The organism is Agathobaculum massiliense, from assembly GCF_900291975.1.
Taxonomy (GTDB): Bacteria; Bacillota; Clostridia; order Oscillospirales; family Butyricicoccaceae; genus Agathobaculum; species Agathobaculum ammoniilyticum.
In genome coordinates, this window is sequence record NZ_OMPN01000001.1 from 1,303,047 (window position 1) to 1,317,526 (window position 14,480).

Here is a 14,480-nt window from a genome sequence, read left to right on the forward strand (position 1 = left end):
GTGGAAAAACGCCTCCAAAGCGCTGCTTTGGAGGCGTTTTTCCCGCGTTTCTTATCGGCGGGCCTTGAAGCCACGCGCATACGCCGCGGGCCAGTCGTAATCGATCCGGTAATCCCGCGCCGTGTTGAGCACCCAATAGGGGTTGCGCAACAACTCGCGGCCAAGTGCTACAAGGTCCGCGCGGCCGTTCCCCAGGATTTCTTCCACCTGATGCGGATCGGTAATCAGACCAACCGTGATCACCGGCAGGCCGGACGCCTGCCGGAGAAATTCCGCCGCCTTGACTTGATAGCCAGCATACAAGGACGCGGGCGGGGTCGGCACAACGCCACCCGTGCTGACGTCAAGGATATCCGCATAGGGCCGTATGAGCGCCGCGACCCGCGCCATCTCCTCCGGATGCATTCCATCCGGCTCGTAATCCTCCGCAGAAACACGCACCAGCACCGGCTTTTCCGCCGGCCACACCTCATGCACCGCCTGCAGCACCTCAAGCAGCAGCCTGCAGCGGTTTTCGGTCGAGCCGCCGTAGCCATCCGCACGCCTGTTGGTCAACGGGGACAGGAACTCGCTGAGCAGATAGCCGTGCGCCGCGTGGATCTCGATCGCGTCGAACCCAATCCGCGCCGCCCGTGCAGCCGCGCTGCGGAACGCCGCGACCGTTTCCCGTATATCCGCTTCGGTCATTTCGCGCGGCAGGGGCGCGCCTTCGTCAAAGGGGATCGCGCTCGGCGCATAAACCGCAGGGACCGACGCCTCGCATTTGCGCCCCGCGTGGTTGAGCTGAAGCGCCATTTTCGCCCCCTGCTCCTGGCAGGCTCTGACGATCGGCGCAAGCGCCTCTGCCTGCTCGTCGTTCCACAGGCCCAGGCAATGATCGGAGATCCGTCCGCAGGGCAGAACCCCTGTGGCCTCCATAATAATCAGCCCCACACCGCCTACGGCGCGCGCGGTGTAGTGTGAAAAATGGAACGCTTTCGCCATCCCGTCCGTCCCCGCGCTGTACATGCACATGGGGGGCATCACAATCCGGTTGCGCAGCGTCATATTTTTTATAGTAAAAGAGGTCAATCCGTACATATGCAGTTTCCTTTCCCGCCGGATACCGGCGCGCAGCAGATTTCTGTTTTCTTTTCAAGGCGGCGGCTCCGGCCCTGCCGCCGCTTCCGCCACTATATTTACAGTATACGCCAAATGGTCCGGCGGCACAATCCGCTCCGTTTATTTTTCCGCGGGAGGCCTGTCGGACTGTACACGCCTTAAACGTTCACTATCCATACATTTCACGAATTTTTGTCTAAAATCCGACTTTCTTTTTCCTCTTTCCGCACTTATAATAAAATTGGTATAAACCGGTAAAACAACGGAGAAAGAAAAAGGGGGAGCCTTGATGGAACAGTATCCGATCACAGCCGCGCAGCGGCTGCACCTTGTCACGCTGCAGAATGCGTGCGAAAAGCAGGTGCTCAATATCTGCGTCAGCCTGTTCATCCATCTGGATGTTGATTTTGACGCGCTCGCGCGGGCGGTGCGCCGCGCGGTCGAGCGGGACGACTCCGTGCGCGTCCGCTTCACCTGCGGGAAGGACGGAACAGCCCGCCAGTATATCGTGCCGGCGGACGACCGTCCGGTCCGCCATGTCGATCTGTCCCGCATGACCGAGTCCGAGGCCATGCTTGAGCTGCACCGCTGGAGCCGCCAGCCGTTCGAGCCGCGGTGGGACGCGCCGCTGTTTGAGATCGTCACCGTTGCCATGCCGGATGGCTGGAACGGCGCCTTTGTCCGCATCGATCACATGCTGTCCGACTCCTGCGCCATGATCGTGCTGCTCTGCGATGTGGTCGAGCTGTACGCCGCCGAGGTGTTCGGCACCAAGCCGCCCGCAGACCGCGCCCCCTACCTTGCCTCTCTGCAGCGCGACCTGGAGCGCGCGGCCGATCCGGTCCGCACGGCGCGCGACCTTGCGTTCTGGAAAGAGCAGGCTGAACGGGCGGGCGAACCGCTCTACACCGATATCCGCGGCCCCGGCCATACCGCCTCCGGCGCGCGCTGGGCGCACAACGAAAAACACGACCTGACGGTCGGCCAGCGCACATTCATCCTTGAGTCCGCGCCCGCCGAACGCCTGCTCGAATTCTGCGAGGAACAGAATATCTCCATGACCAATCTGCTGCTCATGGGCCTGCGCACCTATCTGTCCAAGCAGAATGACGGCGAGCCTGATATCAGCGTGCGCAACTATGTATCGCGCCGCGTGTCCCGCATCGACCGCAAGGCCGGCGGCACGCGCATCCACTGCTTCCCCTGCCGCACGGTGATGCCCGCAGATACCAGCTTTATCGAGGGCGTGCGCCAGATTGCCGCGGTCCAGAACCAGGTATACCGCCATACGGATTTCGATACGCTGGAAGCCGACCGCCTGCGCCGCGAGCGCTGGGGCGCGCCCGCGGACGCACTGTACGAAAGCATTGCGCTCACCTACCAGCCGTTCCCCATGCGGATGCAGGACGACCACCTCAACCAGATCGAATACCGTTCGATCTGGCACGATAACGGCACCGCTGTGCAGCCGCTCTACCTGACGGTTATGCACCGTCCGCTCGGCACGGGCATGGATTTCTATTTCAAATACCAAGCCGCATGGTACAGCCTGGAGGAAGTCGAAAAGCTTTACTATTACCTGATGCGCATTCTGTTTGCCGCGGTCGAGGATCCGGAGATCACCATTGGAGAGCTCATCCGCACGGTCTGACGCTGCTCTGTCCCACCGCGAAAAACCGCCTGCCGGCCTACAAACCGGCAGGCGGTTTATGCTTTTTATACCCGCTGGACCGTCTGCGCGTTTTCCGGACGGGGACGCGGATCAAGCAACGCCCGCTCGACGCTCCAGTAGAACGCCTGCTCACCCATCAGCTCCACAATGCCTGCCCGCCGCAGCATGGTCATGGAGGCCGTGGGCAGCCCGCAAATCGCCACATCCACGCCCCTTTCGCGGAAGCTCTCCAGAATGGCCTGTAGGGTTTGCGCGGCGGATACATCCACCGTCGGCACCCCGCGCATGGACAGCAGCAGTGTATCGCAGCCCGCCACGCGGTCGGGCAACTCCTCGAGCACGCTGATGTTGGCGAACAGCAGCGGACCAGTGATGTAAGCGACCATCGCGTTGCTGTACCGCGCGTTCAGCACCGGATCGTCGTTTTTCAGGCGGGACATATCCACCCGCTCGTAGTTGATCTGCAGCTTGGACAGGCGCGCGACCATCAGTATCAGCCCGAGACCCACGCCGACCACGATCGCAACCGTCAGGTCGAACATGATCGTGCAGACCATCGTGACCGCGAATTTCGCAATCGCCCCCTTAAACCGGTGGGAAAACATATACCGGATCGCATGCCACTCGTTCATGCGCCACGCGGTCACCATCAGGACACCAGCCAGCGCAGCGAGCGGCACGTTACGAATCACAGGCGCGAGCGCGAACATCATAATCAGCAGCCCAACCGCATGGAACACGCCGGTCAGACGGGTCTGCGCGCCCGAGCGCACCGCGACCGAGGTGCGGGCCAGCGCGGCGGTCGCCGGTATGCCGCCGAACAGCGGCAGCACCAGATTGCCTACCCCCTGCGCGAACAGCTCCTGGTCGTTGTTGAGCCTGACTCCGGTCGCCCGCCCCGCGGACGCGCCGCACAGCAGGCTTTCCAGCATGTTCAGCACCGCGATGGAAAAAGCGGGCGCCAGCAGCGCGGGTACGGCGCTCCAGTCGACCGCCCGTGGGGAAAGCCGGTCGGGCAGCAGCAGCGTCTGCGGTATTTCTCCCACCGTCGCGATATCCAGGCCGAGCAGCATGGTCGCGGCAGTCGCCAGAATAATGCCGATCAGCGACGCCGGAACAACCGCGTTCCACTTCTTCGGGAACACCACCATCAGCACCGTCACAAACAGTGCGACCGCCGTGGTTGCCAGATCGGGCCGGAAGCCAAGCGTGCCGTAGCTTGCCAGCTTGGCCAACGCCGACCCGCCCTCGGAATATGTGCCGAAAAAGTTGTCGATCTGCCCCATGGCAATGATCACCGCGATACCAGAGGTGAAGCCTGTGATGACCGGAGCGGGTACGAACGCCGTCAGGTTGCCCAGATGCAGCACTGCTGCGATCAACAGCATGATGCCCGCCAGGAAAGTGGCCACAAACATCCCCTGCATCCCATATGTACCGATCAGCGAGCCGAGAATCGCCGCCATCGCTCCGGTCGGACCGGATATCTGATAGTAGCCTCCGGTCAGCGCCGAGATCACCAGTCCGGCAACGATTGCCGTTACCAGGCCGCAGGCCGCGGTCGCGCCCGCGGAAACGCCGAACGCCAGCGCGAGTGGCAGCGCAACCGCCGCCACTGTCAGCCCTGCCATCAGATCCTGTGACAGTTTATGCCCGTTGTATCCCCTGAACTCGTTCCTGAGCTGCTGCAGGAATGCCTTTCCCATTTCATTTCCCCCATTTTCTGATTTTTCCCGCGCCCCTCGCGGCGCGAAAAGCCCCGCAATGCTGCATCGCGGGGCTACGGGACATGGAACGGCGCTGCACCGCCATGTCCCCTGTTTGTTTCAGCGCGCCAGGTACTCCCGACCGATCCGGTCCGCTTCCAGAAGCGCCTGGTACACGTCCTCCGCCGTAATATCGGGGGACAGGTTTTTGGTGGACTGCGTCGGTACGCAGGCCGCCTCCGCCACCTTGCGCAGGGTTTCCTCCCTGATCTCGGTAATGCCGAGCTGTGCGAGCGTCATCGGCAGCTCGACCCGCGCCAGGAACCCCAGCACCTCCTCAAGCGTCTGCGCATCCGCCTTTTGCAGCACAAGCTGGGTCAGCACGCCAAACGCGACCTTTTCGCCGTGGTACATGCCATGCGCCTGCGGCTCCTGCGCGAAGCCGTCGTTGATCGCGTGGGCCGCCGCAAGGCCGCCGCTCTCAAAGCCGACGCCGCTGAGCAGGATATTCGCCTCGACCACCTTTTCAAGCGCGGGCGTGTATTCGCCGCGCTTGACGCCATCGAGCGCTTCCGAGCCGTAGCGCAGCAGCAGGTCGTAGCACAGGCGGCTCATCATAGCGACGGTTTCGGTCTCCTGACCGCGCGCCATGGTCTTGACGCCGTTTTTGCGGCACGCCTCCGCCTCGAACCAGGTCGAAAGCGCATCGCCCATGCCGGCCGACAGCAGGCGGGCCGGTGCCTTGGACAAGATCTCGGTGTCCACCAACACGAGGTCCGGATTGCGGCGCATCATGACCGCCTTGACCACCACGCCCTGCTCATTATAGAGTACCGCCACGCCCGAGCACGGCGCGTCGTTCGAGGCCACGGTCGGGATGATGATGCAGGGCAGGCCGCCCAGGTTCTCGGCAACGGTCTTCGCCGTGTCGATCACCTTGCCGCCGCCCATGCCGATCACGGCATCGCAGCCCGCGGCCTTGCAGGCATCCATATGGCGAAGACCTCAGCCTTGGTCGCCTCGCCGTGGAATTCGGCAAAGACAACTGTTTTTTCCTGCTCCGTCAGGCTTTGCTCGATCTCCTCGCCAAACCGGCGGCGGCCGCCGGGCGAACAGAGCACATAAAACGTGCTGCCAAGCTTTTTCACACTCTGACCGAGCTTTTTGCGCTCCCCAAAGCCCTGTACATACCGGCCGGGCGCTTTCATTGCGATAGACATTGTGGTTCATCCTCCTTGTTGTTCCCCGGGCGTCCCCTGTCCGTCCGGTGCAGTTTGTATTGCCGAAACGAGCCGCTGTATCCGCTTCTGCGGCTATTATATCATATGCATCCGTATTTTTGAAGAAAAAACCGTTCCCGCGCGCAATTTTCTTCCATATGGATGTTTCCTTCTCTCTCCTCTTACTTTTCGTTCCCACGCTGTGTAAAGTACGGGGGCCGTTAGGGCGGCGAAGACCATCCGCAACACTGAACCGCGCCTATAGAAAGGCGCTCCCTTATTCAGCCGCCCATTGTAACCGCCGCCCAGATGAAAGCGCTGGAACACGCAGCGGATAGAGTCAGCCTGTCCTACCAGCAGCGGTTGTGCAGGGCGCGTTCTGAGCCAACCTGACCATCACATTCCACGCGCTCAAGCAGGGCCAGAGCGCCCCTGCCGCCGCCGCGCTGCGCCCAAACCGCGCTGAGTAGCCGGACGTTCCTCCTCATTCTCGCGGCCCCCCCTTGCAGCCAATGCCCGAAAAGCATCGGAAAACGGAACTTATCTCATCTAAACCCGTCGCATGCCGCCTTTCCGCCTGCGGGATTTCTTTTCCTGAACCGTTTTGGTTGCATTAATTTTTGTCGTTTCATGTCGCCCGTTGTCGAATATTACATATTTTGTCATATCATGGAATCATCTTACAGTCAAGGTGGTTTTATCATATGGAAAAATCCGAGCGAATCATTCGAACAATTATCGGCGCGGAAAAGGCAAACACCCATGCGCTCGCGCTTTCCGTGGAGGTCATGGCCGACCTGCTCTTCCGGCAGAAAATCCCCATGGATGATATTTATGTCGGCAGCGACGTCTATCCGGTCGTAGCCAAGCGGTCGGGTAAATCGCTGACCGCCGCCACGCGCCAGATCGAACGCACCGCCAACCTATGTCTGGACGCGCTGCACAGCCCGCTGGCCAAGCAGTATATTGGCCGCACGATTTCCGCCCGGCCAACGCCGCGCATGCTGATTATTTATCTGGCGTTTTACGTCCATTTCGACAAGCCTTTTTTCGAGGTCATCCAGGAGCATCCCTCGCTCCTCTTCTGAGTCTGCCGATTCCCGCGGCTTATCTCACATGACAAACAGGCCGGAGGCATAAGCCTCCGGCCTGTTTGCCGTTTATATCCGATTGTGTCCGGCACGCCGCGTTTCCCGCAGGCCGATGAATAAATAGGTGCGCGCTCCCTGTTCGGTATAGCGGAGCATCTGTCCATTGTTACATCCAGCATGCAGTCCCATGCCGCTCGATCGCGGTAATCATCCGGTACATGGCGGCATGAAAATCCGGATCGGTCTGCGTCCTTTCATCAGGGATGGTCCAGCACTGCCTTTCCGAAAAGCAAGCTTTGATTAAGATGTTGCACGCTGCAACTTTCCGCGTGGCACAGCTCCTGCTGCATGCTCTCTAAAAAATAATGTATCCCGTCTTTGCGCAGTCTCCGCGGACGGAGCCAGGAAAAGCTGGCGCTGCAGGCGGAAAGCACTCCTGCTTTTTAAGGATGGCGCGGGAAGCTATTATTTCTACACGATTCGAGACAAAATGAAACCCGCACTTTTTCATTAAGAAAAAGTGCGGGTTTTTGGCGGAGATGGAGAGAGTTGAAGACGAGCGTAGAATTATTTTCACCCAATTATGCCTATATTTTCCCTTTCCAATGAGGACTGGCAACATATTATTCCACCTTCATCATGCGGTAACCAACTCCAATATGGGTCTGGATATACTGCGGTGCATCAGGATCTTTCTCCAGCTTTTTTCTCAGCGTTGCCATAAATACCCGAAGCGAAGCCACATCATTTTCCCAGCTTCTTCCCCAAATTTGCTGCGTGATAAAGGTATGTGTCAGCACCTTTCCTACATTTTTGCAGAGAAGGCACAGCAGCTTATATTCACTTGGGGTCAAGTGCAGTTCCTGTCCGTCCAAAAATGCACATCCCGCAGCAAAATCGACTTTCAGCTTACCATTTACAAATACAGACTCTGTATTGACCGCCCCGATTTGCAGAGCGGATAACCGGCGCTGCGTCACACGCAGCCGCGCCAGCAGCTCCTCTACGGAAAACGGCTTGGTCAGATAGTCATCCGCGCCAGCATCCAATGCTTTAATCTTATCTGAGTCCTCGCTGCGGGCGCTGATGACAATAATCGGCATATTGGACCAGGAGCGGACGCGATGTATCACCTCTACGCCGTCTATATCCGGCAGCCCTAAATCAAGCAGCATAATATCAGGATTGTGTGAGCTTGCTTCCAGAATGGCTGTTTCTCCGTTGAGCGCTGTTATGGAGCGATATCCGTGCGCTTTCAAGGTTGTTGTGATCAGGTTTCGGATCGGCATATCATCCTCCACGACCAATATTAACGGTTTATTCATGCAATTCGACCTCCCCAGCCGGTATTGAAAAAGTAAAAACCGAACCCTGCGGCAAATGATCCGACACAGTGATTTCTCCGCCGTGGGCGTTAACAATGGACTTGCATAACGCCAGCCCCAGCCCCATGCTGCGGCGGCTGTCGGCGATACGGTTCGACGCGCTGTAAAACATATCAAATATCCGCGGCTTTGCAGAATCTGGTATCCCCGGACCGTTATCCGCAACAGAAACATCAACATATTTCCCCTGACGCTTCCAGCCGATATTGATTTCCGAACCCGGCGGCGAATATTTTATCGCATTATTCACAATGTTGATTATCACCTGAATAATGAGCCTTGCGTCTATTTCCACCAGTGTAAATTCGTCGCTGCTTTGTACATGCAAATGATATTCTGTGCTTTTCCGGTCGATATGGCGCAGTGCCTCTGCAACCACCTCATCTATCAGCTCCGTAGAAAGGCTGAGGTTCATCCGGCCTGATTCAAGCCTGCTGACAGACAACAGATTCTCTACCAGATTGATCAGCCACATTGCATCGTCATAAATATCAGCATACATCCGGTTTTTTGTCTGTTCATCAAACAGCTTTCCATTGGAAAGGAGGTTGCTCGCATTACCCGAAATCGCCGTAAGCGGGGTGCGGAGATCATGCGAAATGGATCGCAGCAGATTTGCCCTGAGCTGCTCGTTCTTCGCCATAACGGCAGCCGCCTCTTTTTCTTCCAAATTGTTCTGGTTTTCAAGCGCCAGCGCGCATTCCCCCAGAATGGACAGCAATATGCTGGTTTCTACGGAATCCATTGTTTTTCCCATAGCCGCAATGCCGATCACGCCATATACCTGCTTCCCTGTACGGATGGACAAGTAGGTGCAGCGGGCCCCGGGCAAATTGTCCGTGCCTGCGCCGGCGCGTCTGTTGTTCGCCAGCACCCACTGCGCTACCTGCTTTTCCTCTGCCGATCGATAGATCTCGCCAGTCTGCGTGTCATCCATCAGAAAAAGCGTCGGGGTGTTCAGCGCGCCGTTTTCTATATTATACACAACGACATCGCGCTGAAATATTTTTTGCAGCTGGGTTGCGGTTATGGAAAGGATTTCTTCCTGTGTCTGTGCTTTTTGCAGGCACTGGTTCGTTTCAAAAAGGAGCTTTGTTCGCCACGCGACCTGCGCCGAATGCTTTGCATGCGCTTTCAAGCGCGCAGCCATGGAACCGGTGATGAGGGATACGAGAAACATGACCAGAAACGTGACCGGATAATCGCTTCCATGCGCCTGCAGCGTAAAACGCGGCTCTGTAAAGAAAAAATTAAACGCCAGCACGGCGATGACTGACCCTGTCAGACTGCAAACCGAGCTTTTGGTAAATACGGAGATCAGCATGACCCCCAACAGATATATTGCTATGACATTCGCTTCCGTTGAACCGAAATGGTAAAATACCCAACCGGCCAGCGTGACCAATATCAGAATCAATGCGCTTTTCATCAGATCCAGTAGGGATACCGGTGATACATACATGGCTTCCATGTATTTTGCAGCGGTTTGATTCGCCGGATGGTTATCCGGTATGATATGGATATCCAGTGCCGGAGCCAGATAAATCAGCCGTTCAATCAGGGAGGGCCTTCGGAAAAACAGACGGCCCTGCTGTGTGCTGCGGCCTATTACAATTTTAGCCGCGCCAGACAGCCTTGCAAATTCTGCGATCTGATAGGCAACATCATCACCATACACGGTTTCAACGGTCGCGCCTAACTGCTGCGCCAGCCTGATGTTTTCCTGAAGCTGTTCACGGTCAGCCTCTGTCCCCCATTGAAAGCTCTTTGTCTCTACAAAGAGCGCGATCAATCCGCATTGGAACGCATTTGCCATTTGCGCAGCGGCACGGATAATCCGTTCGCTCGATGGAGAAGCGGAAATACAGACAAGGATCTGGTCATGCGTATGGGGCGGCGTCTGCTGCATACAGGCTGCCGCCCTATCTGCGCAACGGCGCAGCCCGACTGCCCGCAATGCGTTCAGTTGAGAGAGCGGGAACGCCTTTCGGTTTTGCCGCAGCAGCCGCTCGCACAGGAGCTCGGGTTCGATATCGACAAACTCTACACGGGCGGCCTGATCAAAAATACGATCTGGGATACGGTCTGGAATAGTTCCCCCAAATATATCGGAAACCGTGTCCTGAAGGCTTTCGATATGATGGATATCCAATGTTGTATATACATCTATTCCGGCTTTGAGCAGTTCCTCGATATCCTGATAGCGCTTCCTGTGGCGGGCGCCATCAATATTGTTATGCGAAAGATCATCAATCAAAATCAGATCCGGCATACGTTTCAAACACATTTCCAGATTGACTTCCCTGTCTGTCCGGCCATTTTTCTTTAGCTCTTTACAGGGCAGCATTTCAAAGCGATCCGCAAGCACTCGGGTATCTTTCCACGCATCGCCGGAAAGCAGCCCGATTACTACATCCTGTCCCGCCTGCCGGACGCGTTCGGCCGTTTCCAGCATCCGCCAACTCTTCCCCGTGCCGGAAAAATAGCTGGCAAAGATCGTCAGCTTTCCATACTGTTTCTCCACATCAGACAGCCCCTCTGTCTTGAATGCCATTGCACTCCCCCCTTGATTCAGGAGTATTATATCACTGCCTATGCCTTGTGTATACAAAACTGATGTACAAATTCCTGTGCAAGCGGGTTGGGGGCATCCATTCTCCACATAACCTTTTGCTGCTGGGATTCCTTTTCAGCCGATGCCAGTAGCGCCCCATCCTCATCCATCACCAGCGGCTGGGACGAAATAACGGAAAGACGGTGCAGAAGCAAGCGACCGCCTGCTGCCTCTGGGGTGACGACAGCCGCACCTAAGCGGCGGCTGTTCAGCATTTGCAGGATTTCACCTCCCTGTCTGATCGACAGGGTGTAATGCTTATCGGAATGCAATGCTTTCATGTCGTTCAGGATTTCCATGATCCGCTTTACCACGCATGGATTCGACGTCGCAATATAGAAGCAGTCCGTTTCCTTATGCTCCCGCATTTCCTGCATCGTCTTCGCCAATTTCACCATGAGGTAGAGCCCCAGCAGCATGAGAGCTAAAAAGCCGGCTGCCAAAGCAATATCTTTCATTGGTTTCCCTTCTTTTCTGTAGCAGAAACAGTATCATATATGGAAACACCTTTGGACGTCATGATAGCTTCCCAAAACCAAAATCGTACTGTTTTCCTTCAGGGTGGTTTCCGGTGTGACCGCAGTCTCCTCAAATCTGCCGTCTTTCTTGACGGCCATAATATTCACATGGTACCGTTTCCTTACATCCAATTGCCCGACTGTTTTTCCTGCCCATCCTGCCGGCACCTCAACTTCAAAGATGGCGTGGCCATCACCCAACGCGATATAGTCTGCAATGTGATCCGAGCTGTATCGGACAGCGGTCCATATCGCCATCTGCTTTTCCGGATACACCACTTCATCCGCGCCGTTCCGCAGCAGAAATTTTCTCTGGACATCTCTGGACGCCCTCGCTACGACCCTTTTTGCACCAAGCTCCTTCAATAGCGAGGTGGTCTCCAGCGAACTCTGAAAATTGTCGCCGATTGCCACAATGCAGATATCAAAATTCCTCACCCCAATCGACGAAAGGAATTCCTCGCTGGTGCTGTCGCCGATCTGGGCATTCGTTACAAATGGCAATGCAGCGTTTACCCTCTCCTCGTCCTGATCCACCGCCATGACCTGATGATTCATTTCATTCAGTTGTAAGGCGATATGGCGTCCAAAGCGCCCCAGACCAATCAGCAAAACCGCTTTCATAGGCAATGCCTCCTTTGTTTCTTTGATAATTCAGCCGACTGTAATCCGTTCCAGAGGAAGCCTTGCGCTGGAACGCATATTCTGGGGCTTGAACAGCGTAGCAAATATCAGGGTGAGCCCTCCTACTCGCCCAAAGAACATCAATGCAATCAAAATCAGATGGGACACGTCGTGCAGCTGAGGCGTGAGTCCCAGCGAAAGCCCTACGGTCCCGATTGCCGAAGCCGTTTCAAACAGGCAGCCTAAAACCTCAACGCCTTCCAATCGGCTGATCACCAGGCCACCGGCTAAAAACAGTATCAGGTACATCCCCAAAATAGTTGCCGCCTGCGATACCGTTTCGCCTGCGATCCGTCGATGAAAAACCTGTGCATCCTCTTTATGCCGGAAGGTCGAAATCATGTTTGCAAACAGGACGCCCACTGTCGTGGTTTTCATTCCGCCTGCGGTAGACCCCGGCGATCCGCCAATCAGCATCAGGATTATAATGATAAGCTGCCCGCTTTGGCTCATAACGGTTAAATCCGCAGTATTGAATCCGGCAGTTCTCGGCGTGACCGCCTGGAAGAAGGATAGCAATATACGCTCCTGTATTGGCGCTTCCGAAAATTCAAAAAAGAAAAAGTAGAGCGCCGGCAGCACAATGAGCCCGCCTGTAACGGTAAGGATAACCTTGCTCTGCATCCGGTATTTGGAGAAACGCCAGCGGTTCGTGCGGATATCGTTCCAGGTAAGGAAGCCAATTCCTCCTACCACGATAAGGCATGCGATCGTAACAGAAACCAGAGGATTATCCGCATAATCCGTCAGGGATGAAAACGGCTGCTTTATCCCCATCAGGTCGAACCCTGCATTGCAGAAAGCAGATATGGAATGAAATACTGCGTACCACGCGCCCCTTGCGAAACCGAATTCCCCGGAAAAAACCGAAAACAGCAGCATTGCGCCCAGCATTTCAATCAGCAGGGAGGTCCTCAATATAAAGCCGGTCAGCCTCACGATACCACCCACATTGGGCGCAGCAATAGCCTCCTGCACTATACTCCGCTGCATCAGATCAATTTTCCGTCCGGAAGGAATCATAAATGCGCAGGCCACGGTTACGACCCCCAAGCCGCCGATTTGAATTAATATGATGATAATCAGCTGGCCGAAAAATGACCAATATGCAGCTGTGTCATGTATGACCAGCCCAGTTACGCATACCGCAGATGTTGCAGTAAAGAGCGCATCCATAAATGACGTGCTGACGCCTGCTCTGGTTGCGGCCGGCAGCATAAGCAGCAGGCTGCCCAGCAGGATAACCAGCAGGAAGCCTGCAATGATAATCCTGAAAGGGGATTTATTGTTTTTGTGCCATACCCACCGCATCGCACGCACCTCTTAATATCCACTTATATTATCTTAACACATTATCCATGCGCAGATATTAAAACGGTATTAGCAATATAACCGCAATATTAAGAATGCATTAAGGCGCTTTGGCACACTGTTTGCGGCGCTCTGCCTCAGATCAGCCCCCAAAGCCATGCGATCGGCAGCACAATAAGCGTTGAGCAAATGCACACGGCAGCCAGCGTCACCAGAGGCATCCCAATAAAAACCATCAGGAACCCTAAAAATCTATGATGAAATATGTACCGCTCCATTGCGGCGTCAAATTGCTCTCCCCAATGGATCAGACGTTCTTTCAATGCGGGCATCTCCACTCCTCCTCACAGCTTTATCATAGAGGAAAATATCTAAATCTGGGGCAAAGATTATAAAACCGGTATTAAAACAAAATAAAAAGCGAAGGGCGGCCTGTACCATGCAGGCTACCCTTCGACCTTAAATCTTTGTATTGCATTCCGGCAGCAGCTCCGGTTACTCGGAAACCTCGCCGATCAACCCCATTTCACGGGCAATATCCAAATTAACACCCAGTACATTTACCGTTACTTCACCGAACACACCGAACATCTTGTCGGTTGTATTGTCTGCCACAATCTGGCGCAGGATGTCCTCGCTCAGACCGGAAGCCTCGGCGATTGCGGGAATCTGGATTTCGGCGGAAGCAGGGGAGATGTGCGGGTCAAGGCCGGAGCCCGAAGCCGTCATCAGGTCGGCTGGGATCTCCTCGCGCGTGACATTCGGGTTTGCCGCGAGGAAGGCCTCAATATCAGCCTCCACACGCTCGACGAGCGCGGGGTTGGAGGCGGCGTAGTTGTTGGAGCCCGAGGACAGGCCAGCGAATTCACTGCCATCATTATAGAACTGGTTGCCTTCCGCATCCTCATAGTAGGTATTGTAATGGTACGCGGACGGACGCCCCTTCATAAAATAGGGCTCAGTGAACTCTTGCCCTACATATTCGGCGCCAACCGTCTTGCCATCCACTTCGATCAAGCTGCCCGTCGCCTGATGAGGAAAGATGACCGCAGACAGGCCGGAAAGCACGACCGGAAACAGGAAGCCGCAGAGCAGCAGCAGCACCAGTGTAACCAGCACCGCCTGCCGGATATTATGCAGCAGACCGGATTTCGTGTTATTCATGATAAAATCAAAGC

At 55.8% G+C, this 14,480-nt stretch carries 14 protein-coding genes; 2 read left to right on the forward strand and 12 right to left on the reverse strand.

Going from position 1 to position 14,480, the window contains the following annotated elements; all coding sequences use genetic code 11:
• Window positions 1-51 precede the first annotated feature (51 nt).
• Window positions 52-1,080: an NADPH dehydrogenase NamA gene (gene namA, locus DBQ51_RS06750; protein WP_054328188.1), complete on the reverse strand. Its 1,029-nt coding sequence runs from the start codon at window positions 1,078-1,080 to the stop codon at window positions 52-54.
• A gap of 310 nt (window positions 1,081-1,390) precedes the next feature.
• On the opposite strand from namA, the gene DBQ51_RS06760 reads away from it, so the two are divergent.
• A complete protein-coding gene (locus DBQ51_RS06760) occupies window positions 1,391-2,752 on the forward strand; it encodes a condensation domain-containing protein (RefSeq protein WP_107631090.1) in 1,362 nt (453 codons plus the stop codon).
• A gap of 65 nt (window positions 2,753-2,817) precedes the next feature.
• Here DBQ51_RS06760 and DBQ51_RS06765 read toward each other — a convergent pair whose 3' ends face one another.
• The 4 genes from DBQ51_RS06765 to DBQ51_RS16510 all read right to left on the reverse strand — a co-directional run bounded on the left by DBQ51_RS06765 (window position 2,818) and on the right by DBQ51_RS16510 (window position 6,187).
• Window positions 2,818-4,479 (reverse strand): SulP family inorganic anion transporter, encoded by a 1,662-nt coding sequence (locus tag DBQ51_RS06765; protein WP_054328185.1) that lies wholly within the window; start codon window positions 4,477-4,479, stop codon window positions 2,818-2,820.
• Window positions 4,480-4,599: 120 nt separating this feature from the next.
• On the reverse strand, window positions 4,600-5,472 hold the full coding sequence (locus tag DBQ51_RS06770) for a glycerol dehydrogenase (protein ID WP_199855187.1): 873 nt from the start codon (window positions 5,470-5,472) through the stop codon (window positions 4,600-4,602).
• Window positions 5,436-5,699, reverse strand: a complete 264-nt coding sequence (locus DBQ51_RS16815; RefSeq protein WP_199855188.1) for a hypothetical protein — start codon at window positions 5,697-5,699, stop codon at window positions 5,436-5,438. Before DBQ51_RS16815 ends, DBQ51_RS06770 begins: the two co-directional genes overlap by 37 nt.
• 350 nt (window positions 5,700-6,049) lie before the next feature.
• A complete protein-coding gene (locus DBQ51_RS16510; RefSeq protein ID WP_159068089.1) occupies window positions 6,050-6,187 on the reverse strand; it encodes a hypothetical protein in 138 nt (45 codons plus the stop codon).
• 216 nt (window positions 6,188-6,403) lie between these two features.
• Between DBQ51_RS16510 and DBQ51_RS06775 the strand changes: the two genes are divergently transcribed.
• Window positions 6,404-6,787 carry a hypothetical protein gene (locus DBQ51_RS06775; RefSeq protein WP_054328184.1) on the forward strand — a complete coding sequence of 128 codons (384 nt, stop codon included), beginning with the start codon at window positions 6,404-6,406 and terminating at the stop codon, window positions 6,785-6,787.
• 626 nt (window positions 6,788-7,413) lie between these two features.
• Here the strand turns inward: DBQ51_RS06775 and DBQ51_RS06785 are convergent.
• The 7 genes from DBQ51_RS06785 to kdpC form a co-directional block, all read right to left on the reverse strand.
• Window positions 7,414-8,115 (reverse strand): response regulator, encoded by a 702-nt coding sequence (locus DBQ51_RS06785; protein ID WP_107631092.1) that lies wholly within the window; start codon window positions 8,113-8,115, stop codon window positions 7,414-7,416.
• On the reverse strand, window positions 8,108-10,729 hold the full coding sequence (locus tag DBQ51_RS06790; protein ID WP_107631093.1) for a sensor histidine kinase: 2,622 nt from the start codon (window positions 10,727-10,729) through the stop codon (window positions 8,108-8,110). Before DBQ51_RS06790 ends, DBQ51_RS06785 begins: the two co-directional genes overlap by 8 nt.
• Before the next feature lie 38 nt (window positions 10,730-10,767).
• Complete coding sequence (locus DBQ51_RS06795; RefSeq protein WP_054328182.1) at window positions 10,768-11,247, reverse strand: hypothetical protein; 480 nt, start codon at window positions 11,245-11,247, stop codon at window positions 10,768-10,770.
• Window positions 11,248-11,280: 33 nt separating this feature from the next.
• A complete protein-coding gene (locus DBQ51_RS06800; protein WP_054328181.1) occupies window positions 11,281-11,931 on the reverse strand; it encodes a potassium channel family protein in 651 nt (216 codons plus the stop codon).
• Between the two features lie 30 nt (window positions 11,932-11,961).
• Window positions 11,962-13,302 carry a TrkH family potassium uptake protein gene (locus DBQ51_RS06805; RefSeq protein ID WP_082397368.1) on the reverse strand — a complete coding sequence of 447 codons (1,341 nt, stop codon included), beginning with the start codon at window positions 13,300-13,302 and terminating at the stop codon, window positions 11,962-11,964.
• 137 nt (window positions 13,303-13,439) lie between these two features.
• Entirely contained in the window at window positions 13,440-13,634 is a 195-nt protein-coding gene (locus DBQ51_RS06810; RefSeq protein WP_054328180.1) for a hypothetical protein, read from the reverse strand.
• A gap of 163 nt (window positions 13,635-13,797) precedes the next feature.
• Window positions 13,798-14,466 (reverse strand): potassium-transporting ATPase subunit KdpC, encoded by a 669-nt coding sequence (kdpC, locus tag DBQ51_RS06815; RefSeq protein WP_054328179.1) that lies wholly within the window; start codon window positions 14,464-14,466, stop codon window positions 13,798-13,800.
• Window positions 14,467-14,480: the final 14 nt, after the last annotated feature.